The sequence below is a fragment of the Vibrio sp. T13N genome, assembly GCF_032970445.1.
Taxonomy (GTDB): domain Bacteria; phylum Pseudomonadota; class Gammaproteobacteria; order Enterobacterales; family Vibrionaceae; genus Vibrio; species Vibrio diabolicus.
The window spans coordinates 1-25,521 of record NZ_JAWJYE010000017.1 but is presented as its reverse complement, the minus strand read 5'-3'; the positions used below and the strand labels follow the sequence as shown (position 1 = coordinate 25,521).

The following is a 25,521-nucleotide window of genomic DNA, read 5'->3' as shown; positions in this document are numbered from 1 at the left end:
GTTCACTCCTCGTCAGTGAGCAGGCTTTGCTCGCTTGGCAAACGGATACCTACTTTGGTGACTTGTTGGTCAACGACATCGGCAATGATCCATTGCAAGCCTTGCCACTCGAATTGGTCCCCTAACACTGGTGTAGTCCCCAGTTGTTCTTCTACAAGGTGTCTTAAGCTTTTATCGAGTGACTCATCGCCCAAGTTCAAGCCATACATCATCGCGATATCGGCAAGGTTCACTTCAATATCTAGGAAGAAATCACCAAAGAATCGTGCCAATGACGCTTTCTCAGGCGCTTCACTAAATAGCAAGCTCAGGGCATCCAAATCCTTTTCTTGTGCCAACACACACAAGGTATCGTCTTCTTCGAGGCGCGTGCTGCCTGACGGATGCAATAACGCCTTATTGCGAAATACTGCGGCGATGCGCGTTCCATCCGGCATCGAAAGACTACGCAATGGTTCACCAATACACCATTTATCCGCTTTAAGCTTATAGATAAACAGCTCCCACTCACTGGTCGGGTAAATCTCCACACCAGTGCGTGAAATTGGCTCAGGTTTAGAAGGTAGCTCTACCTTCGCCAGAGACATCGCTTTAGTCAATGTGCCACCTTGTACAATCAAAGAGACCATTACCACGAAAAACGCCAAATTGAAGTACAACTGCGCATCTGGCAATCCTGCCATCATTGGAAATACCGCCAGAATAATTGGGACAGCACCGCGCAAGCCCACCCAAGAAACAAACCACTTTTCACGTGGTGTGAAACTCTTGAATGGCAGTAAACCGATCCAAACCGAGATTGGACGGGCAAATAAAATCATCCCAAAGGCCAGCGCCAAACCAGGCAACGCAATAGAGAGCAAGTTGGAAGGCGTAACCAATAAACCAAGCACGAGGAACATACCGATTTGAGCTAGCCACGTCATGCCATCTAGCACATGAAGAATGGAATGGCGGCTGCGTGTTGGACGATTACCTAGCAGTAAACCAACCAGATAAATTGACAGAATACCGCTGCCACCTAATGCATTAGATAAAGCGAAAATCAGCAAGCCACCACTGACGGTTAAAATCGAATATAAGCCATCCGGCAGTTGATTACGATTGATGACCTTCCACAAAATCCAGCCACCAGCAAAACCGAGTAAAGCGCCAATACCAAACTGCTTAAGAAAACTGAGCGCCAAAAAGCCCACACTCAAATCTGCATCTGGGTTCGCTAAAATAGCAATCAGAGTAACAGTCAGAAACACCGCCATAGGATCATTGGTGCCGGATTCAATTTCCAGCGTTGAGCCAACACGTTCGTTAAGACTACGACCTTTGAGTAGAGAAAAAACCGCGGCGGCATCAGTGGAGCCGACAATCGCACCAACTAATATACCTTGCAGCAAGTCTAAGTCGAATAACCACGTTGCCATCAGCCCGGTCAAAATAGTGGTGATTGCAACCCCAAACGTTGCCAAGGACACCGAAGGCCATAATGCCACCCTAAAGCTGGCAACCCGTGTTCTCATACCACCATCGAGCAAAATGATGGCTAATGCGAGGTTACTGACCAAGTAAGCGATCGAAAAATTATCAAATAAAATACCGCCTAAACCGTCTTCCCCCGCCAGCATTCCAACGGCTAAAAATACCAAAAGAATTGGGATTCCCAACTTAGAGGAAACTGGGCTTAAAAGAACGCTAAGTGCGATTAACAACGCACCTATAAGAAAAAAACTATTAATGGTGTCTGCGTCCATTCTCACCCTCCCTTAATGAAAAACGATATGCTTGTGATGAGCTAAGGCGACTTCGTTAATAAGTTAATGCCTTAATCTGCCTCCTCCTTAAACCGTCCCAAAGCGCGAGGTTGTACGAGAATGACTCAGTTATATTACTTTATTGTGCGCTAAAACGGTGATTTGGTACGAAAACTTTATGTAAATAAATTACTTGTGAATTTTTCACGCCAATTTTTTCGCTGATTGATAAAAAGAAGAACGCAGAATGTTTCTGTTAAGGATCGCTAAAATCAATGAAGAAAAAATTAATCACGTCTCTTATTCGTGCTTTTTATCATTTTTCTCCTTAGACCTTTGGCTAATTTAACAGCTTTTTAACATTAACAAATAACCCTAACTATTCTCTAAGCGCCCATATCACGGGAGTTTTTTATTTTTTATACCCCGACTAAAGTTGAAAAGAGTTCTTGCCAACACCTTGCTAATGTACATGTTGAAACATTTTTTTAACAACAATACCAATCGTAAGGAGACGGCAATGGCATTTGAAAGCGAAGAAAGAGCCAAAGCCTATTGGGACAAAAACGTGAAGCTCATGATTGGCCTTATGGTCATCTGGTTCGTAGTGTCTTTCGGCTGCGGCATTTTATTTGTCGACGTACTTAATCAATTTCAATTAGGTGGATACAAACTTGGTTTCTGGTTTGCTCAGCAAGGCTCCATCTACACCTTCCTAGGTATTATTTTCTATTACGCATGGAAGATGCGCCAAATCGACCGTGAATTCGGCGTAGATGAGTAAGGAGTAACTCAGATGGATTTGAAAACTATTACCTACTTGGTTGTTGGTGCAACCTTCGTCCTCTACATCGGTATTGCGATCTGGGCGCGTGCGGGGTCAACCAAAGAGTTCTATGTCGCAGGTGGCGGGGTAAACCCAATCGCTAACGGTATGGCAACCGCTGCTGACTGGATGTCGGCGGCATCGTTCATCTCAATGGCGGGTCTGATTGCCTTTATGGGTTACGGCGGCTCCGTATTCCTAATGGGTTGGACTGGCGGTTACGTACTGCTTGCGCTACTACTCGCCCCTTATCTACGTAAGTTTGGTAAGTTTACGGTGCCAGAGTTTGTTGGTGAACGCTTCTACTCGAACACGGCACGTATCGTGGCGGTTATCTGTCTTATCATCGCATCGGTCACTTATGTTATCGGCCAGATGAAAGGCGTTGGCGTTGCCTTCGGTCGCTTCCTAGAAGTTGATTACTCAACAGGCCTCCTGATTGGTATGTGTATCGTATTCATGTACGCAGTACTTGGCGGCATGAAAGGCATCACTTACACGCAGATTGCTCAATATTGCGTACTCATTCTTGCTTACACTATCCCTGCAATCTTTATCTCTCTGCAACTTACAGGTAACCCGCTACCTCAGATTGGCCTCGGGAGTACCATTCAAGGCACCGATGTTTATCTGCTCGATAGGCTCGACCAAGTGGTGACCGAACTCGGCTTTAGTGAGTACACTACGCAGGTTCGCGGTAGCACACTAAACATGTTCGTTTACACCATGTCATTGATGATCGGTACTGCGGGTCTACCACACGTTATCATCCGTTTCTTTACGGTACCTAAGGTACGTGATGCGCGTACTTCTGCAGGCTGGGCACTTGTGTTCATCGCTATTCTATACACAACAGCGCCAGCAGTTTCAGCAATGGCACGTCTAAACCTAATGGATACCGTCAACCCTGCGCCTGGTCAGCACCTTGCGTATGATGAGCGCCCTGATTGGTTCAAAAACTGGGAAACAACAGGTCTATTAGGCTTTGATGATAAGAATGGCGATGGCCTGATCGAGTACACCTCAAACCCTGACACCAATGAGTTGCGAGTTGACCGTGACATCATGGTACTAGCAAACCCAGAAATCGCTAAGCTACCAAACTGGGTCATTGCACTCGTAGCCGCTGGTGGCCTCGCTGCAGCGCTATCCACAGCAGCGGGTCTGTTGCTTGCTATTTCGTCGGCGATTTCCCATGACTTAATTAAAGGGGTTATAAATCCGAACATATCCGAGAAGAAGGAGCTGCTTGCCAGCCGAATCTCGATGGCGGTGGCAATCGCAGCCGCAGGCTATCTCGGATTGAATCCTCCTGGCTTTGCAGCTGGTACGGTGGCGCTCGCCTTTGGTCTTGCTGCGTCATCCATCTTCCCTGCGTTGATGATGGGTATCTTCAGCAAAGGTATCAATAAAGAAGGCGCAATCGCCGGTATGATTGCCGGTATCAGTATCACACTGTTCTACGTATTCCAGCACAAAGGCATCCTATTCGTTGCTGACTGGAAATATCTAGAAAGCTGGGGAACCAACTGGTTCCTGGGTATTGAGCCAAACGCGTTTGGTGCTATCGGCGCACTATTTAACTTCATCGTGGCATTCGCGGTATCGAAAGTTACGGCGGAAACACCTCAAGAAGTTAAAGATCTTGTTGAACACGTTCGTGTCCCTGTTGGTGCAGGCGATGCCGTGGACCACTAAAATCTAACGCAAGCCACAAAAGCCCCACTTGGGGCTTTTTTATTCACCTAACTTATTCTAATAATTAGATTCCCTGAGCCGTAGCAAGGAAGCACACGAATGGCATTGGTTATACGTTCGGGGAACGCAGAAACAATCGTTTAGAACAAGGCAAAGATTGCAGCAAGCTAGTTGCTCTACCTTCAAAATCATTAACGAAGTTATTAGTGATTTTAGCCAGTTAAAATGAACAGATAATTGATGGAATTAGTATTTTATGTTCAAAAACAAGCACTTCATTATCGCTCTGCTGATTGCGCCGATTCTTTCTTTGATCGCCTACTTCGGCACCGATATGGCACTCAGCGAGAAACCCCACGCGGCACAAGAAGGGGAAACTTACAAACTCGCGAGTAAGTCTAACTGTCGTTACACCAGTGGACTGTGTGATATGGAAAATGGCGACTTTAAAGTGAAGTTTCGCTCAGAACAGCTCACGAAAAATGGCTTAGAATTGTCACTCAATGCCGCCTATCCACTCGAAGGGGTCAAAGTTTCCATCGTTAATGACGAAGAGAAAAATGCTCAGCCGATTGATATGAAGCCCGCCGATCAGGCTGGAAAAAGTTGGTACATTACCTTACCAAGACCAGCATCCGCAGAAAGTTGGTTAAGAGTCGTCATTCAATCTGGAGGCACACTTTATTACGGCGAAACACAAACCGCGTTTGTGAAGTACGAAACTTTATTTACAGAGTAATGGCCACAGATAAAGACACCGATATCCAAAACGTCGATACCTCATTGTCACCTCAGGACTAAATAATTCCCTCTCTGCCGACGCTTTTACGTCGGCTTTTGTTTCCGTAAGTCTTTCTTCAACAACCTCTTACTCTAAAAAGGGTTGCCAACCCACCACTTAATTGATAATAATTATCATTACATTAAACGAGAGGTGGTTATGGACAACAAACGGGACATCTTTAACGCATTTTTTAAAGCACAAGATAGATTCCTTCTCGCCGCACCACACGGCTTTGAGCCAGACGTAATTCATGACTATATTCATTGGGGAATGGTGTTGTCTTCCTGCTATGAACACGGTACCGATGAAGAAAATCTATTGTTGTGTGAGCTGTTTTTGCGTCAGGTTTATTTCCATCTACTAGACGCAATTCAAGACTCCACTCGCAGTCGCATCTTCCGTCGTGTCTGTCTCGACTCTATCCATACGCCATTATTCTGTCTCAAACGCTATTACTATCAGTTTGAACAAGGCGACGTGAAATTTCTCGCATTACAACAACAATTACGCCTGATTCAAATCTCACTCGATTAACCAAAAGGATCCCTACCATGAGCACCGAATTCCGCATAGAAACTGACAGTATGGGCGAAGTGAAAGTCCCAGCAGATGCACTCTACCAAGCCCAAACTCAGCGCGCCGTCGATAACTTCTCATTCAGTCAACATAAGATGCCATCTGGCTTCATCCAAGCGTTGGCACACATCAAGCAGACTGCGGCACTCACCAACGCACAATTGGGGCTGCTTGAAGGTGATATCGCTAATGCGATTGCTGACGCAGCTCAGGCGATTATCGAGGGCAATCATATTGAGCAATTTCCAATTGACGTATTTCAAACCGGATCAGGCACCAGCTCAAATATGAATGCGAATGAAGTGATTGCAACACTGGCCTCCCAGCATCTAGGCGGTACCGTCAGTCCTAATGATCACGTCAACATGGGACAAAGCAGTAACGATGTGGTGCCAACGGCCATTCAAGTTAGCGCAGCATTAGCCATTGAAACACAGCTCTTCCCGGCCCTGTCACACCTCATCCAAACACTAGAGTCTAAGCAACAAGCATTGAAAGATGTTGTAAAAACCGGTCGCACCCACTTAATGGACGCGATGCCAATTACCTTTGCTCAAGAACTTGGCGGTTGGCAGTTCCAAATCGAGCACGCAAAACAAGCGATTGAACAAGCACTGCCAGCGGTAAAAGCCTTAGCCCAAGGTGGTACAGCGGTTGGCACGGGGATCAATGCCGATCCACGCTTTGCAGACTTATTCGCTAGCAACCTAACCCAGTCAACTCGTATTCAGTTCACGGCCAGTGATAACTTCTTTTTCAATTTAAGCAGTCAAGATGCGATCGTCGCCCTATCGGGACAGCTCAAAACAACAGCAGTTGCGATCATGAAGATCGCAAACGATCTTCGCTGGATGAACTCAGGCCCATTGGCTGGTTTAGGTGAGATTGAATTACAAGGCTTGCAACCGGGCTCTTCCATCATGCCTGGCAAAGTAAATCCTGTGATCCCAGAAGCCGCAGCTATGGCCTCAGCGCAAGTCATTGGTAATGACACCACGATTACCGTCGCGGGCCAAGCAGGCAACTTCCAACTAAACGTCATGCTACCTGTCATTGCTCATAACGTATTGGAGAGCATCGATTTACTCGCTAACAGCGCAACGGCTTTAGCTGATAAAGCCATTGCAACATTCGAAGTTCGTCAAGACAACTTGGATGTAGCGCTCGCCAAAAACCCAATTTTGGTCACGGCCCTCAACCCGGTCATTGGCTACCTGAAAGCGGCAGAAGTCGCGAAGAAAGCCTATAAGCAGGGGCGTGCGATTATTGATGTCGCAGAAGAAGAAACCGATTTAGATAGAGCCACGCTAGAACGATTGCTTAATCCCGCAAAACTCACCCAAGGTGGTGTTGCGGAATAAGCGGCAAACTCAGCCTACAAACCAAAATAAGATTACAAACACAGAGACCTCCATTCGGAGGTCTCTTTTATAGCAACGCTAAAACACTCTAAAGCTATGCGACGCGGTTGAGCACCGAACGCAATTTAAGCGGCTTAACTGGCTTCGCAATAAAGCTGAACCCATTTGCCTTGATGCCATCAAGCATATCATCGGTGCGATCCGCGCTGATGATGACACCTTCAAAGCAGCTGCCTAGTCTCAAGCGACATTGCTGTAGCACTTCCAAGCCAGTACGACCATCATCAAGTCGGTAATCGGAAAAAATCACGTCCGGAATCCAACCATCCTCGAGAGCTTGTAGACTTTCGACCAAATCGGTCGCCACTCGCGTATCGCAGCCCCATCGAGACAGTAAGTTTTCCATACCGACTAAAATATCGGGCTCATTATCCACACATAGAATTCTTAGATGACCAAGTTCAGACTGGTTACTTGTCGTGACTTGAACTGGGTGCGGCTGCACATGAGCTGCTTTATCAAGCGTGATAGAAAAGACACTGCCTTTACCAACCCAAGAACGCATCGAAATTTCATGCCCGAGCACTTGAGCAATTCCCTTGGAAATCGCCAAACCAAGCCCGAGACCTTGGTCGGAACGAACTTGAGTTCCGCGATTAAACTCTTCAAAAATCTCTTGCTGCTTCTCTTCTTCAATACCTACACCGTTGTCCCACACATCAATACGCACTCGCCCTTTTACCCGGCGAACACCGAGTGCGACTTTGCCATTCGGGTTATAACGAAACGCATTGGTCAGGAAGTTTTGCACCACACGGCGCAGCAGTTTGGGATCCGATTTCACCATGAGTGAGGATGGAATCATGGTGAATGCTATGCCTTGTTGCTTGGCTAATGCGCTGAACTCCGCATTCAAATTCGACAACACATCGTTTAACGCAAAACCGTGCACATTGACTTCCAGCTTGCCCGACTCCAAGCGCGAAATATCCAGCAAATCTCCTATCAGGTCTTCGGCCGCCTCCAAAGCACTCTCAATGTGTGCCGACAGATTTTTGGCTTCGCTGTCTTTGGCTACTTCCGACAATGAAGAAGCGAACAGGCGCGCAGCGTTGAGTGGCTGCATCAAGTCATGGCTTACTGCCGCCAAGAACCGTGATTTGGACTTCGATTCCAAATCGGAGCGTTGCGTCGCTGCCACCAGCTGCTTGTTAAGTTGTTCTAATTCCCGAGTCCGCAGACGTACCCTTTCTTCCAATGTCTCGTTGGCGTCTTTCAGCGCTTGCTCTGCATCTCGGAATACGGTGATGTCGGTAAAGCTCATCACAAAGCCACCACCTGGCATTGGGTTACCTTGTACCTCTATCACGCGACCATCGGGGCGGACCCGAGAAGAGGTGTGCCGAGTCCCTTGCTCAAGGTGATAAACGCGACGACGGACGTGGTCATCAGGATCGCCTGGTCCACATAAACCTTGCTCTGCATTGTGCCGAATCACATCCGCAATCGGTCGCCCAACTTGGATCAAGCCTGGCGGAAATTCAAAGAGTTCTAAGTAGCGTTGGTTCCAAGCCACCAAGCGTAATTGCTTATCGACCACCGCAATACCTTGGCCGATATGTTCAATCGCCCCTTGAAGTAGGCCTCGGCTAAAATCGTACAGTTCAGAGGCTTCATCGACGATAGTCGCCACCTCTTCAAGCTGCATGTTTCTTCCTTGCAGGGCAGAAGTAAGTACTAACTTAGCAGAAGAAGCACCGAATACCCCGGCTAATACACGTTCGGTATGTCGAATCAGAGAAGATGGCGCTTGCTGATTCGGCATTAGCTCTTCTCGTTGCTGGCTCCAATACGCTTGAAAAGCCGCTTTTACTCGCGTTCGCCCAACAAACCTAGACGCTAGCATTTCTAGTTCAGCAACCGTAACACGACTCTGGTATAGGCTCATGTTTTCGCTTTCAGGCAGTGGCGTACCAACGAATGACGCCGATTGTAAGCGCTCACTTAGGCTTGGTCGTGTAGTCATAGAAACCACGACAAAACACACTGCATTGGCGACCACGCTGAGGATCATCCCCCAATCTGAAATCGCAATGTCAAAGCCAGCCAATACCTCTGGTGGGGTGATCAACCAAATCAAAAAGTTGTTACTGGCATTCCCGGCAAGCATGTCCGTTTGGCTCATTAACGTAATCAGCCAAATGGTAAAGCCTACCGCCAAGCCAACATACACACCTTTCTTATTCCCTTGACGCCAGTACATACCGCCCACCAGCGCAGGCGCGAATTGCGTGATCGCCGCAAAGGAGAGAAAGCCGATCGCTGAGAGTGAGTGAATGGTATCTAACGCTTGATAAAAACCCCAAGCGCCAATTAGTAGGACTAAAATCAGACCACGGCGGATCCGCAGTAATAATTCAGAGAAGTGATGATGGTTACGCTGCGTCAATCGCATGCGACGCAATAGTAGTGGCATAACCAAGTCGTTCGATACCATGATCGCTAAGGCAATCGTCGACACGATAACCATGCCACTGGCCGCCGAAGTGCCACCTAAAAATGCAAGCAAAGCGATTTCACTCGCCCCTACCGACATCGGCACACTGATCACATAAGTATCAGGCGAAGCACCACTCAACAAACCTTGCCCTACCCACGCAATAGGTAAAACAAAAATCCCCATCAAGATCAGATAAATGGGAAACAACCAACGAGCAATATGCAAATCTTGCGCGCGTTCATTTTCCACTACCATCGTATGGAATTGTCGTGGAAGACAAACAATCGCCAGCATCGTGAGTACGGTATGAATCAATATGGTAGGGATGTTTGGTGACTGATACGTCTGTGTGGCAACGTCAACTAAGCTCAAATTCTCGGTGTTCATCGCCAACCAAACAATGAATACACCGACTACTAAAAACGCCAACAGTTTGATAATCGATTCGAAGGCAATCGCCATCATCATCCCACGATGGTGTTCCGTGTTATCAATGTGCCGGGTACCAAATAGCATGGTAAAAATTGCCAGTGCGACCACGACAAACCACGACACGCTATCGTTTTGATAACCAAAATCGGTAGCCAGTTCTGGGGCAATGATTTCTAGCCCCATGGTGATACCACGCAACTGCAAAGCGATGTACGGCAAAATTCCCGCAACCGCAATGAGTGTAACGACTACGGCCAAACCTTGAGATTTGCCGTAACGAGCTCCGATAAAATCAGCAATCGACGTGATGTGTTCCCGTTTAGCAATCAAAATAAGCCGAGCTAAAACGCGCCATCCGATGGTAAACACTAAAATGGGGGCAATATAGATGGGCAAGAAAGACCAAGGGTTAGTGCTGGCCTGCCCGACCGTGCCGTAGAAGGTCCACGATGTACAGTACACCGCAATGGAAAGGCTATAAATCCACGGCCGCCAGCGTGCTAACCACCTTTTCTGAATGTCGCCGTACCACGCGATGATAAATAAGGCTCCCAAATACGCCAAAGAAACGGGAACCACCAGCCATCCTTGCATCCGATATCCTTTCTTGCCTTTCTTGCCGTTTTAAAGCAAGAGAATAAAAAAACCTCTCCATTAGGGAGAGGTTTCATTTAACACTGCTTTCACAACGGAGACAAAGCTTAGTTTTTAACCTTTGTCACAGAAGTCTAATTCTGTGTTTCCAGTGACTTGTCTGATACATCGACCACATGATGTGGCTCTTGTGGTTCGAGCTTGATGAACAATGCCAATAAACCCATCGCGGCCATGCCCCAGAACACAAGTGGTCCCCAGTGCTCATAACCCCAACCGCTCAACACGGTCATCAGTGCGATGAATGCGCCTAGAGGAATCGCGTTATACAATGCTTGCAGCGCCACTATCTTATTCTCTTCCGAGTTTTGGATATATTGAATCGCAGCAATGTGTGCCGTTGCGAATGTCACGCCATGCAATAATTGAACAATCACCAAAGCAACAATCGACGTTGTCGATGCCGTAATGCCCCAACGCATCATCACACCAACGGCAGCAACAACAAATAACGCGCGCATTGACCAACCGACAAATAAACGCTTGCTCAGCGCAAACACTGCCACTTCGGCTGCAACACCCAAGCTCCACAGATAGCCAATCACATCTTCCGAATGACCTGCGGCTTTCCAGTGAATAGCGCTAAAACCGTAGTAAGCCGCATGACTGCCCTGAATTAATGACACCAACACTAAGAATTTAAGTATCGGCTTGTCAGTCAAAAGAGCACTCAGTTTTGGACGCTCCGCGCTTTGCCCACCAAGCGTAACGGGCATCGGGTTAGTCATACGCATTGAAAATAGCAACGAAACTAATACCCCGGCCATCGCCGTGTACAAGATCATATCAGAGCCAAATTCAGCCACCAGATAACCCACGGCCGTCGAACCCGCGATAAAGGCGATCGAGCCCCATAAGCGCGTACGGCCGTAGTCGAGCATTTTCAGACGAGCGTAGTAGTTTGCCATCGCATCCGATAATGGAACAATCGGTCCACAACAGAGGTTAAATAGCACCGTCGCTAACGCCATTAACCAAAAACTGCCACCTGTAAAAAAGTGAAATCCAACAAAAAGGAGGGCAGCGAAACTCAACCAACGTAAAGCAGGCATAAGGTGTTCAACTTTGTGCACTCGTGGGGTGATCACGATATTGGCGACACAACGTGTCGCAAGACCTAACCCAACTAGCAAACCTATGTCGGTCGAAGAGACACCTTGCTCCTTAAACCAAAGTGACCAAAATGGCAGATATACGCCATACGCAAAGAAGAATCCGAGAAAGTACTGGGAAATCCAGCCATACGGAGAAGGTTTCAACATTACTAATATCCTAAAACGGGAACATCAACGTTCGAACCGGGAATTATGGATCGCTATGCGTATTATAAAAAGGGAAGAATAGGCAACTTATCGTTTCCTCGATGGAATACTAACTTTGCGACATTGGCCATCTTAAAGCGAAATCATCGTGATTTAGACCAAAGTCGTCTGGCTTCCGGTAGGAAATTTGTCAGACTTAGAGAGTGTTCCTTCCATCATTGGGTGTTCTCATGCCTGACAAATTTAACATGCAATCTCCACCGTTCGACCGCTTAACTGAAGCACAACAGACACGACTGCGCTCGTCTCTGGACGTTGCCTACTATCGAGCTCGAGATGTAATTTTATCTTGCGGACAGAAGAACCCTCACTTGCATATTCTGATCAAAGGCGCGGTAGAAGAGCGCTCCCAAGATCAGCAGGAAGTGTTCGCGCATTATGCCAACGACGATATGTTTGATGTGCGCTCGTTACTTGAAGACAACGTACGTCATCAATACATCGCACTTGAAGACACACTCTCCTATCTGCTGCCGAAAGACGTCTTTCTGGCGCTTTACAACGAGAATGGTCAGTTTGCGGCCTATTTCGATAACAATTTATCAAAGCGACAAGAGCTCATTGAAGCCGCTCACCAACAACAAAACTTGGCAGAGTTTATCCTCACCAAAGTGGACCGCAGCATTTATCACCCACCGATGATCCTTGAGCCAGACACGCCGATTAACGAGGTGACGCATACCCTAAAAGCAAATGGGATTGATGCTGCACTTGTCAAACTCAATGATGACGATCCGCGATTAGAAAAATGGCCTTCGGCTCATCCATACGCCATCGTGACGCGCACCAACATGCTGCACTCCGTGATGTTAGATGGCTGCGCACTCAATACCCCTGTTGGTGATATCGCCACCTTTCCTGTCTATCACGTTGATGATGGTGATTTTTTATTCAATGCCATGATCACCATGACCCGAAATCGAATGAAACGTCTCATGGTATGTGATGGCAACCAAGCCGTCGGCATGCTGGATATGACCCAAATTCTCAGCGCGTTCTCCACCCACTCTCACGTGTTAACGCTCAGTATTGCCAGAGCAAGCAGTGTGGAAGAGCTCGCATTGGCCTCAAACCGCCAGCGTCAATTGGTCGAGAGTTTATTGAGAAACGGCATCCGCACTCGCTTTATCATGGAGCTGATTTCCGCCGTGAACGAGCAAATTATCGAAAAAGCGTTCGAGTTAGTGGTTCCACCAGCCTTGCACGATCATTGCTGCTTAATCGTACTCGGCTCAGAAGGTCGAGGAGAACAAATTCTCAAGACAGACCAAGACAATGCTCTAATTATTCAAGATGGTTTGGAATGGCCTCATTGCGAACAAGTGATGCAATCCTTCACGCACACTCTACAACAGCTCGGTTATCCACTTTGCCCGGGTAAAGTCATGGTCAACAACCCGAAATGGGTCAAAACGCAGCAAGAGTGGATAAACACCTTAGACCGCTGGATAGCCAAAGCCGAATCACAACAAGTCATGGACTTAGCCATTTTCAGTGACGCCCATGCTGTTGCAGGGAATCGCGAGCTGCTGGCTCCAATCGCGGCCCACCTTCGCGACACAATGAAAGATCGCATGTTGATACTGTCTGATTTTACTCGCCCTGCCTTGCAGTTTTCTGTGCCCCTAACTCTGTTTGGCAACGTAAAAAGTGCTAAGGACGGATTAGATATTAAACGCGGCGGCATTTTCCCAATTGTGCACGGCATTCGCACCTTGTCTTTGGAATATGCCATTGAGGAGAAGAACACGTTTGAGCGCATTGAAGCACTGAGAAATAAGCGCATCTTAGAGCCTGATACGGCAGATAACCTCAACGAAGCACTGAAATTGTTCTTTAAGGTTCGCCTTAATCAACAACTCAAAAAGCAAGAAGCATTGAATAACATTGATATTAAACAACTGGATAGAACCGAGCGTGATTTACTTCGCCACAGCTTACATGTAGTGAAAAAATTTAAGCAATTTTTAGGCTTCCACTATCAAATTCGTGATTAACCATGATTTTCATAAATCATACAGAGGCGTAGGCAATGAACTGGTTACAACGCAAATACTGGCACTACAAACTGAAAGGCTCTCCTTATCAGTCGCTTTTTTGCACGCCCGATAAAACAGAATACGTTTCTCTCGACTGCGAAACCACCAGCCTTGATCCAAATCGCGCCGAGTTGGTGACCATTGCGGCCACGAAGATCATCGACAACCGCATCATCACTAGCCAGCCATTTGAAGTCCGCTTACGCGCGCCGCAATCGCTCGATTCTGGCTCAGTCAAAATTCATCGAATTCGCCACCAAGACTTAGTCGACGGGATTAGCGAAAAAGAGGCGCTGCTCGAGCTGCTCGACTTTATCGGCAACCGACCACTTGTCGGTTATCACATTCGTTACGATAAAAAGATCTTAGATCTTGCTTGTCTGAGGCAACTTGGCTTTCCACTTCCTAACCCGCTCATCGAGGTAAGTCAGATTTATCACGACAAGCTGGAAAGACATTTGCCGAATGCCTATTTCGACTTAAGTCTGGATGCCATTTGTAAACACCTCGAGCTTCCTATCCAAGATAAACACGACGCTTTACAAGATGCGATTTCTGCCGCTTTGGTCTTTGTTCGCTTAACGAAAGGCGATTTGCCCAACCTAACCGCGCCGTATACATAAAAATCAGTTGACCTAGCTCCCAGAAATACTTTTGTTTCAGCGATTTCACGGCGCTTCCCTCACTCTCATCCTAAAGTCTAATTGTGGAAATACGCGCAGTGACTGACAGTTATAAGCACAACGTCGTCATTACCACGACCAAGTTATTTAGAACCAAAAAACAGCCCTACAAAAACATATTCAAAATCTTATCTAGATTGGTGTAAGGCCGAGAAATAAGGCACAAGGAGAGAAGCCATGAGCGAAGCCCACGTTTATCCGGTAAAAGAAAATATTAAAACTCATACACACGCGGATAATGATACTTACTTAGCCATGTATCAGCAGTCGGTAACCGATCCAGAGGGCTTCTGGAACGAACACGGCAAAATCGTTGATTGGATCAAACCTTTCACCAAAGTAAAAAGCACCTCTTTCGATACTGGTCATGTCGACATTCGTTGGTTTGAAGATGGCACACTGAACGTCTCGGCTAACTGTATTGACCGTCATCTCGCAGAACACGGGGATGACGTCGCAATCATCTGGGAAGGCGATGATCCAGCCGACGACAAAACACTCACTTTCAACGAACTGCACAAAGAAGTATGTAAGTTCTCCAACGCATTGAAAGAGCAAGGCGTACGTAAAGGCGACGTGGTGTGTTTATACATGCCAATGGTGCCAGAAGCCGCAGTGGCTATGCTCGCTTGTACCCGCATCGGTGCGGTTCATACCGTTGTATTTGGCGGTTTCTCACCAGAAGCTCTCTCTGGCCGTATCATCGACTCTGACGCTAAAGTCGTGATCACCGCTGATGAAGGCGTGCGCGGCGGGCGTGCCGTTCCACTGAAAAAGAATGTGGACGAAGCACTAACTAACCCAGACGTAAAAACCATCAATAAAGTGTTGGTGCTTAAACGTACAGGTGGTGATGTCGAATGGCATGAACACCGTGATGTTTGGTGGCACGAAGCAACAGCTAACGTTTCTGACGTTTGCCCACCAGAAGAAATGAAAGCCGAAGATCCGCTGTTCATCCTTTACACTTCAGGTTCAACAGGCAAACCTAAAGGTGTACTACACACAACAGGTGGTTACCTCGTCTACGCGGCGATGACCTTCAAATATGTGTTCGATTACCAACCAGGCGAAACCTTCTGGTGTACCGCGGACGTGGGTTGGATTACCGGTCACACTTACCTAATCTACGGTCCACTTGCAAATGGGGCGAAGACCATCTTATTCGAAGGTGTACCAAACTACCCAAGCACAAGCCGAATGAGTGAAGTGGTTGATAAACACCAAGTCAACATTCTATACACCGCCCCAACCGCGATTCGTGCGCTAATGGCAAAAGGTGATGAAGCGGTTGCAGGCACATCTCGTTCAAGCCTGCGCATCATGGGCTCAGTGGGCGAACCAATCAACCCAGAAGCGTGGGAGTGGTACTACAAAACGATTGGTAACGAGAACTCACCTATCGTCGATACTTGGTGGCAAACGGAAACTGGCGGCATCTTGATTGCGCCACTACCGGGGGCAACCGATCTAAAACCAGGCTCTGCGACTCGCCCATTCTTCGGCGTCCAGCCTGCTCTTGTCGATAATATGGGCAACATTCTTGAAGATACCGTTGCTGAAGGTAACTTGGTTATCCTTGATTCTTGGCCAGGCCAGATGCGCACGGTTTACGGCGACCATGAGCGCTTTGAACAGACCTACTTCTCAACCTTTAAGGGGATGTACTTCACCAGTGATGGTGCGCGTCGTGACGAAGACGGCTACTACTGGATCACAGGCCGTGTTGATGACGTACTAAACGTGTCGGGTCACCGTATGGGTACCGCTGAAATTGAATCAGCGCTAGTGGCGCACCACAAGATTGCAGAAGCGGCGATTGTTGGTATTCCACATGACATCAAAGGCCAAGCTATCTACGCTTACATTACATTGAACGATGGTGAATTCCCGTCAGCTGAGCTGCACAAAGAAGTTAAAGATTGGGTGCGTAAAGAGATTGGTCCAATCGCGACACCAGATGTACTGCACTGGACAGATTCCTTACCGAAGACTCGCTCTGGTAAGATCATGCGTCGAATCCTGCGTAAGATTGCAACGGGCGATACAAGCAACCTCGGAGACACGTCAACGCTTGCCGATCCGAGCGTGGTAGACAAACTTATCGCAGAGAAAGCAGAATTGGCATAAATTCAACCAACTGTTTTAAAAGCACTTTAAAAACCGCCATCACTCATGGCGGTTTTTTGCTTTTGCGCACAAATTAGCCACACAAAGAACATGGCAATTATGTTGTTTTTGTTAACTTGGTTACAGAAACGAAGGTGGCTATTAGGAGATTAGACCAGTAAATTGCTGCTAATTGCTATGAATTAGCTATAATCTTGGTCGATTTTTTAAAATTTGCTCGGTTTTAACAAAAAAATCGTGCTGAACTATCGTATATTTGGGAATATAAACGTTCCACTCACGATAAGGGAAGATAGCAACATAATGTCTGCAAAGTCACGGATTCTTGTTCTAAACGGACCAAATCTTAACCTATTGGGTCTGCGCGAACCGACACACTATGGTCACAGCACCTTAGCACAAGTTGTGGATGCTCTTACGAAGCAAGCTCATAACGCTGGGGTGGAACTGGAACACCTACAATCAAATCGTGAGTACGAACTGATTGAAGCCATTCATGCTGCTTATGGCAAGATTGACTTCATCATCATCAATCCAGCGGCTTTCACTCATACCAGTGTGGCACTGCGAGATGCATTACTTGGCGTCGCCATCCCATTTATTGAGGTGCACTTATCAAATGTGCACGCACGTGAACCATTTCGTCATCACTCTTATCTGTCAGATAAAGCAGAAGGCGTGATTTGCGGTCTAGGCGCACAAGGTTATGAATTCGCTCTGTCTGCCGCGATTAATAAGCTACAGGCAAAGTAACCCTAACACTCTGCAACCCCACGAGGGTTGTCTTAATCACAAGATAAAAGAGAAAGAAAAGATGGATATTCGTAAAATCAAGAAGCTAATTGAGTTAGTTGAAGAGTCTGGCATTGCTGAGCTAGAGATTTCTGAAGGTGAAGAGTCAGTACGCATCAGTCGTCACGGCACTGCAGCCCCTCAAGCACCAGTTCACTACGCAGCAGCTCCAGTAGCGGCACCTGCTCCAGCAGCAGCGGCACCAGTAGCAGAAGCGCCAGCAGCAGAAGCTCCAGCAGCTGCAACGCCTGCAGGTCACCAAGTTCTTTCTCCAATGGTTGGTACTTTCTACCGTTCTCCAAGCCCAGACTCTAAAGCATTCGTAGAAGTGGGTCAGAAAGTAAATGCTGGCGATACGCTATGTATTGTTGAAGCAATGAAAATGATGAACCAAATCGAAGCGGACAAATCTGGCGTTGTTACAGCGATCCTAGCTGAAGACGGCCAACCAGTTGAATTCGACCAACCTCTTGTTGTAATCGAATAAGCGGGGCTTGCCTTATGCTAGACAAAGTAGTCATCGCGAACCGAGGTGAAATTGCACTTCGTATTCTTCGCGCTTGTAAAGAATTAGGTATTAAGACCGTCGCTGTTCACTCGACAGCTGACCGCGATCTTAAGCACGTACTACTCGCAGACGAAACCGTATGTATCGGCCCTGCTCGTGGTATCGACAGCTACCTAAATATCCCACGAATTATTTCTGCAGCAGAAGTAACAGGGGCCGTTGCCATTCACCCTGGTTACGGCTTCTTGTCAGAAAACGCAGACTTCGCTGAGCAAGTTGAGCGCAGTGGTTTCATCTTCGTTGGTCCAAAAGCAGACACTATCCGCCTGATGGGTGACAAAGTGTCGGCTATCAACGCAATGAAGAAAGCTGGCGTTCCTTGTGTGCCTGGTTCTGACGGTCCTCTGGACAACGACGAAGAGAAAAACAAGGCGTTTGCTAAACGCATTGGTTATCCAGTCATAATCAAAGCGTCTGGTGGCGGCGGTGGCCGTGGTATGCGTGTCGTTCGCGCAGAAAAAGACCTAATCCAAGCGATTGCAATGACGCGTGCTGAAGCAAAAGCAGCGTTCAACAACGATATGGTTTACATGGAGAAATTCCTAGAAAACCCTCGTCACGTTGAAGTGCAAGTTATCGCTGACGGTCAAGGCGGCGCAATCCACCTTGGTGAGCGTGATTGTTCAATGCAACGTCGTCACCAAAAAGTAGTGGAAGAAGCGCCCGCACCAGGTATCACTGAAGAGATGCGTAAGTACATCGGTGAACGTTGTACTCGTGCATGTATCGAAATTGGTTACCGCGGCGCAGGTACGTTCGAATTCCTATACGAGAACGGTGAATTCTACTTCATCGAAATGAACACCCGTATTCAGGTAGAACACCCAGTAACAGAAATGGTTACCGGCATCGACCTAATCAAAGAACAGCTTCGCGTTGCAGCGGGTCAACCTCTGTCATTCACTCAAGATGACATTAAGATCCGTGGCCATGCGATTGAGTGCCGTATCAACGCAGAAGACCCAGAACGCTTCCTACCATCTCCAGGTAAGATCGAGCGTTTCCACGCGCCTGGCGGTATGGGTGTGCGTTGGGAATCACACATCTATTCTGGTTACACAGTACCACCTCATTACGATTCAATGATTGGTAAGCTAATCACGTACGGTGAAAACCGTGATGTGGCGATTGCGCGCATGAAGAATGCTCTGGGTGAGATGATCATCGAAGGCATCAAAACCAACGTGCCACTGCAATTCTCCATTATGAATGACGAAAACTTCCAGCATGGTGGTGCAAACATCCACTACCTAGAGAAGAAGCTCGGCTTACAATAAGCCTTAGCTAACGTCTTAAAAAATGCCCACACCCGTGGGCATTTTTGTTTTGTATGTACTCTAAGCATTCAACAGATAAGTAGGCTTATTTGGGTATATACTCAAACAAATCGTAGAGTTCTGGTAAACTCTGCGCCACTTCATTCACTTTAAGAGCAAAAACCAATGCCTTGGATTCAAATCAAACTCAACGCGACCAATGAAAACGCTGAGCAAATCGGCGACATGCTAATGGAAGAGACTGGCGCGCTGTCTGTTACATTCTTAGACGCGCAGGATACACCTGTATTCGAACCTCTACCTGGCGAAACTCGCTTATGGGGCGATACTGACATTCTGGCACTGTACGATGCAGAAGCAGACACCAACTTCATCATCAACCAAATTAAAGCGAGCAATATGCTGGCTGACAATTTTGCTTACAAAGTAGAACAGCTTGAAGATAAAGACTGGGAACGCGAATGGATGGAAAACTTCCACCCAATGAAATTTGGTGAACGCCTATGGATTTGTCCAAGCTGGCGCGACATTCCAGATCCTGACGCTGTTAATGTTATGTTGGATCCTGGCCTTGCATTCGGTACGGGTACTCACCCTACAACAGCACTTTGTCTTGAGTGGCTAGAAAGCATGGACTTAAGCGGTAAGACCGTTATCGACTTCGGTTGTGGCTCGGGCATTCTGGCGATCGCGGCGATCAAACTAGGCGCTGAAAAAGTGATAGGGATCGACATTGATCCTCAAGCACTGCTTGCTTCGAAAGACAACGCAGAGCGTAACGGCGTTGCCGACAAACTAGAAGTTTACCTTCCTCAAAACCAACCAGAAGGTCTGATTGCAGACGTGGTTGTTGCTAACATTCTTGCTGGCCCACTGCGTGAACTTGCACCAATCATTAAAGGCCTAGTTAAGCCACATGGCGACCTCGCTATGTCTGGCGTATTAGACACTCAAGCCGAAGATGTTGCGAACTATTACCGTGACGAGCTTCACATTGACCCGATTGTTGAGCAAAGTGAATGGTGTCGCATCTCTGGTCGTAAGCAAGGCTAGACAAGGTTTTCAGAGCTAATTGTTTGAAATTCATACAATTTACAAAAACAATTTGTAAATGCTCAAATATTAGTCTTTTCACGCAGTGAAAAAATGCGTAAAATGCGCGCCCTTGCTGGTACAGAACTGTGATGACGTTTTGAAAATCGGAAACTATCAACTTAAGAACAATCTAATCGTAGCCCCTATGGCTGGTGTAACGGATAGACCGTTTCGCGAGTTGTGTCTTCGCTATGGTGCGGGAATGGCCGTCAGTGAAATGATGTCTGCTAACCCAAAACTATGGGGAACGTCAAAGTCGAAACAGCGCATGGTACACGAGGGCGAATCGGGCATTCGCTCTGTACAGATTGCGGGTTCCGATCCACAGCTTATGGCGGACGCAGCTCAATTCAGTGTTGAGAACGGTGCACAAATCATCGACATCAACATGGGCTGCCCGGCAAAAAAAGTGAATAAGAAGCTAGCGGGCTCTGCTCTGCTTCAATACCCAAACATTATCGAAGAGATTTTGAAAGCGGTCGTGAATGCAGTGGACGTTCCTGTAACGTTAAAGACTCGAACTGGCTGGGATACAGACAACAAGAACTGTGTCCAGATCGCTAAATTAGCCGAAAACTGCGGCATACAAGCTCTTGCTCTGCATGGCAGAACGAAAGCATGTATGTACAAAGGTGAGGCCGAATATGACAGCATTAAAGCGGTAAAAGAGGCGATTTCAATTCCGGTTATCGCGAACGGTGATATCGATAGCCCGGAGAAAGCCAAATTTGTACTGGAGTACACCGGTGCGGACGCTTTAATGATTGGACGCCCTGCCCAGGGTCGTCCTTGGATTTTCCAGGAAATCCATCACTATTTGGAAAACGGCACCACAATGGAGGAGCTTCCAACTGAGGAAGTGAAAACCATTATGCTTGGTCATGTAAATGCTCTGCATGAATTTTATGGGGAGTTCTTAGGTCCACGTATCGCGCGCAAGCACGTTGGGTGGTACCTGAAAGAGCATGAACAGGCAAGTGAGTTTCGCCGTACCTTCAACGCTATCGACGCAGCTCCGCTGCAAATTGAGGCGTTAGAAGGTTATTTTGATAACGTTGCATCATAATTAAGAGAAGAGCTAGACCGAATATGTTCGAACAAAATCTGACTTCAGAAGCATTAACAGTAACTACAGTAACGTCACAAGACCAGATTACTCAGAAGCCTTTACGTGACTCTGTTAAAGCGTCTCTTAAAAACTACCTTGCTCAACTAAACGGCCAGGAAGTAACAGAACTATACGAATTAGTTCTAGCTGAAGTTGAACAGCCACTATTAGATACTATCATGCAGTACACTCGCGGTAACCAAACTCGCGCGGCAACTATGATGGGTATCAACCGCGGTACTCTTCGCAAAAAACTTAAGAAATACGGCATGAACTAAGACCGGCTTTCAAAAAGTATTTGGAACAAGCCGTTACCTTTTTAGGTAACGGCTTTTCTTTATCTACTAAAACACTACGAATAACGCTCACTTTGTTCAGCATTACCAACTGGCTTTAATATAACTACCGCTGAGCCAAACAATAACAAAGCCACGACACCGACCCATTCACTACCTACAGAATAAGCAAAGCCCGCCAAGGCAGACCAAATCGCGACACCAAAGTGCATCATACTCATTCCAGAAGACATCAGCACACCTCGATGTTCATCAGATAAGCTTGCTATATGTGCTTGTAACGCCGGAGAGCCTACCCCTCCAGCAAGAGACCAGAGCACTAGAGCTGGAAGATAAGCGGTCACCGTACTCATCTCATTTGAGAACACCCATGCACTGCAAGGTATGCACACCATTAAAGCCACTCGCATAACGGCTCGAGAGCTACCAAGCCAACGGCAAGCTCTCCCCACGCACATATTTCCAACCACACTCACGATCCCTAGAGCAGCATAAATAGCGCCCACCCAACCGAGCGCCAACTCGCTGGTATCTCGAATATGAAGGCCTATCAGGTTAAATACACCAATACCTCCCCCTAGGCCTAAACACATCGCTAGAATAGCCCTCAGCGCGCCTGGAAGATGAATGACGTCTGTGATAGGTGGCAGAGTATCTGACTTCTTGGACTCATTATGCTTGTTGTTCATGAACACTACGCTCATGGCACCGACAAGAAGAGCCGCAACGCCCAAAATAATAAAAGCGGCACGCCATGATAAAAGCTGGGTCAGCAATGCTCCGATCGCTGGGCTGGTTATCATACCCAGCGTTAATCCCGCCTGAACCATCACAATTTGACGCATCGCTCTATTACCCTTCGCGTCTCCCGCCAACGCAAATGCAATTGGCAACATGCCTGCACTTGCAATACCTGTGATCACTCGACTTGCAATCGCAAGTTCAAAATCATGAACTATGCCCGTCGTAATAGACGCAACCCCAAATACGAAGCAAGCAGGCAACATGATACGAATACGCCCAACCCGGTCTGATAAACGTCCCAGGTAAGGAGCGCAAATTGCTATAGCTAAACTATATGCCGTAATAAATAACGTAACCTGACTCGGTTGAACACTTAAATCATTTCCGATAGGTTCAAGAATAGATCCAAGCATCAACTCATCAGCACCAACAAGAAAAGCAACAAGAAATAGGATCATGGACTGCATCATAGCTCCACCTCCTGTTCTGTTTCCGATTCAGCATAAGTGAGCAACGAAATATCTAAAACTCTATCAGGCCAAGATTGTAAAAACGCCTTCTCATGAGATACCACAATCACACTACCAGAAAAGCGCTGGAGAGCCTCTTTAAGCGCATTTTTACTGCTGCTATCCAAATGTGTCGTTGGCTCGTCCAACAGCAAAACATTGCATTTCTGGACTGATAAACAACAAAGTTTCACGCGAGTTTGCTCACCTCCACTTAATGTATCTAGGTGGCGCTGCGTCTTATCTCCGGTGACCCCAAAGCGAGCTAATATCTTGCGTGATTCTTTGCTTGATATCGTTGGATCACAAGAGCATAGCTCCTGCTCAGGCGTGTGCTGAGGGTGACGCCAAGACAAATCTTGAGAAAAATACCCAATCATTGCACCTTTTGCCAATACCACCTCACCAGAGAGCGGCTCGATCTCCCCCATAAGGGTTTTAAGCAAAGTCGACTTACCTACGCCGTTAAAACCAGAAACGACCAACTTCTCCCCGCGCGCTAACGTGATATCAAGCGCAGGAAGCAGAGGCTGCTGATAACCTATCTTCAACGCTTTTGCGTCAATCACATACTGTTGCCCAATAGGCTGGTGAGCAAAGTCAAACATCGATACTTTCTCTATATGATTCAGTTGAATACGTTCGATTTTATCCAGTTTTTTCTTGCGTCCCTTAGCAAGACTCGCGTTAACTCCAGCGCCATTTTTGGCAATAAATTGCTCTAACTTTCGAATTTCATTTTGCTGAGCCTTATATTGCTTTTCTAACAAAGCACCGTCGTGATGCTTTTGCTGCATTGCTTTGACATAAGTGCCGCTGTATTTTCGGACCGTTTGATAATCAATATCACAAATACTGGTCGCTACTTGATTAAGGAAGTCAATATCATGAGAAACCAGTAAAACAGTGCCAGTGTACTCGTTGAGAAACGTGACCAACCATTCAATGTGCAGAGCATCAAGATAGTTTGTCGGCTCGTCGAGAATTAACACATCGGGGTTGCGGAGTAACAACCTCCCTAAAAGGACCTTGTGTCTTTGACCCCCACTTAGCGAGACAAGCGGTGTATCTAAGCCAAATTGATAAATGCCAAGACCTACAGCAACTTGTTCAATTTTGGTATCAATTGCATAGAAGTCTTCATCTTCTAAATATGCCTGTAGTCGGGCGACTTGGCTTAAAAGAGATGTAGAGTGAGACTCGGTCATCGCCTGATACAAAGTCCAAAGCTTCTGCTCGGCAGCGTATAAGTTCTCAAAAGCACTCTTTAAGCATTCATAAACCGTCAGCGCATTATCCATCTTAAAATGTTGCTCTAAATACCCCACCTCAAGGTTTGGTAACCAGTCAATGCAGCCCTTATCTGCAGATAATTCACCGATAAGCAGTTTTAATAAGGTGCTTTTTCCAACGCCATTCGCTCCAGTGATACCTATTTTCTCTCCCACGTTAATTCGAAATGTCGCGTTGCTATATAAACTCTTATCAGCGATCTGATAAGACAAATTTTTAACTTGTAAAATACTCATGTTTTTAACCAAATAAAAAGGGCCGGTGATCAATACCGGCCCTTACTTCAATACTGGATAATGCTTTGTAGCTGCTTAACAGATACAAAAAGGCCGATGATGAAATATCACCGGCCATCTCTTCTCTTTTATCAGGTGTACAGACCCCTGCGTATAACTTAAGCGAAGTTACTCACGCATAAAACACCTGATGAAGATTAATTTAAGACTCCGAGCAACACTTCATCGCGTTTTTTGCACGGAGTTCAGCCTTCTTACAAAGCTTTTAAACAAGAGATATAACATGGTTTACTGTCGAAAAAATATTCGATGTGAAGCGTACACCTTTATAATAAAAAGTACCAGATAATTATTAAAACTATCGTGACTTACACGAAGGTCCACTGAAAGAAGACCTTTCCTCAGTCAATGTGCCAGGTGAACGACTTACTCAGCAAACACAGCTATGAGAGCACCTATACCGCTCACGTTATACGTACGTAGTGGTGGCTTTATCGGTTGGAGACGGTTAGAGGGGAAGAAGTAGCAAATATCCTTTAAGGCAGGCACTGGCTTAAATAGATCTACAAACAAAATCCATGTTCGGAAAGTTTTAAATGCGCTGAGTTTATTTTCATGAGCGCCTATGGCTAAATCAAAACATCTAAAGCAGAGAAATCTCCCCCGAAAATAACATAACCTAGTGAATAAACTTTCCAGGTAATAATAAAGGGGAGCTTTGGTAAGTAAGCACAAGGGCTCAAAACTAGCGCTCGATACTGGGACCCGGTTCAGCAGAAACCACACAGAACTGCGCAACACCTCACTCATGACAGGGCTTAGAAAGCATAGCGAAGAGGGAAGCCTGCCT

19 protein-coding genes are annotated in these 25,521 nt (G+C 46.7%); 14 read left to right on the top strand and 5 right to left on the bottom strand.

Annotation, left to right across the window (positions count from 1 at the left end):
* Nucleotides 1–2: 2 nt before the first annotated feature.
* Nucleotides 3–1,748, bottom strand: a complete 1,746-nt coding sequence (locus tag R2S67_RS20315; protein WP_317346830.1) for a potassium/proton antiporter — start codon at nucleotides 1,746–1,748, stop codon at nucleotides 3–5.
* A gap of 520 nt (nucleotides 1,749–2,268) precedes the next feature.
* Between R2S67_RS20315 and R2S67_RS20310 the strand changes: the two genes are divergently transcribed.
* From R2S67_RS20310 to R2S67_RS20290, 5 genes are all read left to right on the top strand, one after another.
* Nucleotides 2,269–2,532, top strand: a complete 264-nt coding sequence (locus tag R2S67_RS20310) for a DUF4212 domain-containing protein (RefSeq protein ID WP_005397548.1) — start codon at nucleotides 2,269–2,271, stop codon at nucleotides 2,530–2,532.
* Between the two features lie 12 nt (nucleotides 2,533–2,544).
* Complete coding sequence (locus R2S67_RS20305) at nucleotides 2,545–4,272, top strand: sodium:solute symporter family protein (protein WP_005397550.1); 1,728 nt, start codon at nucleotides 2,545–2,547, stop codon at nucleotides 4,270–4,272.
* A 256-nt stretch (nucleotides 4,273–4,528) separates the two neighbouring features.
* Complete coding sequence (locus R2S67_RS20300; RefSeq protein ID WP_085344387.1) at nucleotides 4,529–5,011, top strand: hypothetical protein; 483 nt, start codon at nucleotides 4,529–4,531, stop codon at nucleotides 5,009–5,011.
* 201 nt (nucleotides 5,012–5,212) lie between these two features.
* The gene (locus R2S67_RS20295) at nucleotides 5,213–5,590 is read left to right on the top strand and encodes a hypothetical protein (RefSeq protein ID WP_317346829.1); all 378 of its coding nucleotides are present in this window, start codon (nucleotides 5,213–5,215) and stop codon (nucleotides 5,588–5,590) included.
* Nucleotides 5,591–5,607: 17 nt separating this feature from the next.
* The gene (locus R2S67_RS20290; protein ID WP_317346828.1) at nucleotides 5,608–6,993 is read left to right on the top strand and encodes a class II fumarate hydratase; all 1,386 of its coding nucleotides are present in this window, start codon (nucleotides 5,608–5,610) and stop codon (nucleotides 6,991–6,993) included.
* A gap of 94 nt (nucleotides 6,994–7,087) precedes the next feature.
* Here R2S67_RS20290 and R2S67_RS20285 read toward each other — a convergent pair whose 3' ends face one another.
* Nucleotides 7,088–10,519: a PAS-domain containing protein gene (locus R2S67_RS20285; RefSeq protein WP_317346827.1), complete on the bottom strand. Its 3,432-nt coding sequence runs from the start codon at nucleotides 10,517–10,519 to the stop codon at nucleotides 7,088–7,090.
* A 134-nt stretch (nucleotides 10,520–10,653) separates the two neighbouring features.
* Nucleotides 10,654–11,841, bottom strand: a complete 1,188-nt coding sequence (locus tag R2S67_RS20280; RefSeq protein ID WP_005397849.1) for a 3-phenylpropionate MFS transporter — start codon at nucleotides 11,839–11,841, stop codon at nucleotides 10,654–10,656.
* Between the two features lie 230 nt (nucleotides 11,842–12,071).
* Between R2S67_RS20280 and R2S67_RS20275 the strand changes: the two genes are divergently transcribed.
* The 9 genes from R2S67_RS20275 (at nucleotide 12,072) to fis (ending at nucleotide 21,871) form a co-directional block, all read left to right on the top strand.
* Nucleotides 12,072–13,898 carry a DUF294 nucleotidyltransferase-like domain-containing protein gene (locus R2S67_RS20275; protein WP_317346826.1) on the top strand — a complete coding sequence of 609 codons (1,827 nt, stop codon included), beginning with the start codon at nucleotides 12,072–12,074 and terminating at the stop codon, nucleotides 13,896–13,898.
* A gap of 35 nt (nucleotides 13,899–13,933) precedes the next feature.
* Nucleotides 13,934–14,563: a 3'-5' exonuclease gene (locus R2S67_RS20270; protein WP_005382363.1), complete on the top strand. Its 630-nt coding sequence runs from the start codon at nucleotides 13,934–13,936 to the stop codon at nucleotides 14,561–14,563.
* Nucleotides 14,564–14,800: 237 nt separating this feature from the next.
* A complete protein-coding gene (gene acs, locus R2S67_RS20265) occupies nucleotides 14,801–16,753 on the top strand; it encodes an acetate--CoA ligase (protein WP_006742998.1) in 1,953 nt (650 codons plus the stop codon).
* 303 nt (nucleotides 16,754–17,056) lie between these two features.
* Nucleotides 17,057–17,506 carry a type II 3-dehydroquinate dehydratase gene (gene aroQ / locus R2S67_RS20260; protein ID WP_005397842.1) on the top strand — a complete coding sequence of 150 codons (450 nt, stop codon included), beginning with the start codon at nucleotides 17,057–17,059 and terminating at the stop codon, nucleotides 17,504–17,506.
* A gap of 61 nt (nucleotides 17,507–17,567) precedes the next feature.
* A complete protein-coding gene (gene accB, locus R2S67_RS20255; protein ID WP_005397840.1) occupies nucleotides 17,568–18,032 on the top strand; it encodes an acetyl-CoA carboxylase biotin carboxyl carrier protein in 465 nt (154 codons plus the stop codon).
* Between the two features lie 14 nt (nucleotides 18,033–18,046).
* Entirely contained in the window at nucleotides 18,047–19,390 is a 1,344-nt protein-coding gene (gene accC / locus R2S67_RS20250; protein WP_005397839.1) for an acetyl-CoA carboxylase biotin carboxylase subunit, read from the top strand.
* Between the two features lie 165 nt (nucleotides 19,391–19,555).
* Nucleotides 19,556–20,443 carry a 50S ribosomal protein L11 methyltransferase gene (prmA, locus tag R2S67_RS20245; protein ID WP_164667064.1) on the top strand — a complete coding sequence of 296 codons (888 nt, stop codon included), beginning with the start codon at nucleotides 19,556–19,558 and terminating at the stop codon, nucleotides 20,441–20,443.
* Between the two features lie 139 nt (nucleotides 20,444–20,582).
* Complete coding sequence (gene dusB, locus R2S67_RS20240) at nucleotides 20,583–21,551, top strand: tRNA dihydrouridine synthase DusB (protein WP_005382505.1); 969 nt, start codon at nucleotides 20,583–20,585, stop codon at nucleotides 21,549–21,551.
* Nucleotides 21,552–21,574: 23 nt separating this feature from the next.
* Nucleotides 21,575–21,871, top strand: a complete 297-nt coding sequence (gene fis, locus R2S67_RS20235) for a DNA-binding transcriptional regulator Fis (RefSeq protein WP_000462885.1) — start codon at nucleotides 21,575–21,577, stop codon at nucleotides 21,869–21,871.
* Between the two features lie 74 nt (nucleotides 21,872–21,945).
* Here the strand turns inward: fis and R2S67_RS20230 are convergent, their stop codons facing one another.
* On the bottom strand, nucleotides 21,946–23,103 hold the full coding sequence (locus R2S67_RS20230; RefSeq protein WP_317346767.1) for an MFS transporter: 1,158 nt from the start codon (nucleotides 23,101–23,103) through the stop codon (nucleotides 21,946–21,948).
* Nucleotides 23,100–24,671 carry an ABC-F family ATP-binding cassette domain-containing protein gene (locus R2S67_RS20225; RefSeq protein WP_317346765.1) on the bottom strand — a complete coding sequence of 524 codons (1,572 nt, stop codon included), beginning with the start codon at nucleotides 24,669–24,671 and terminating at the stop codon, nucleotides 23,100–23,102. The genes R2S67_RS20230 and R2S67_RS20225 overlap by 4 nt, the downstream gene beginning before the upstream one ends.
* Nucleotides 24,672–25,521: the final 850 nt, after the last annotated feature.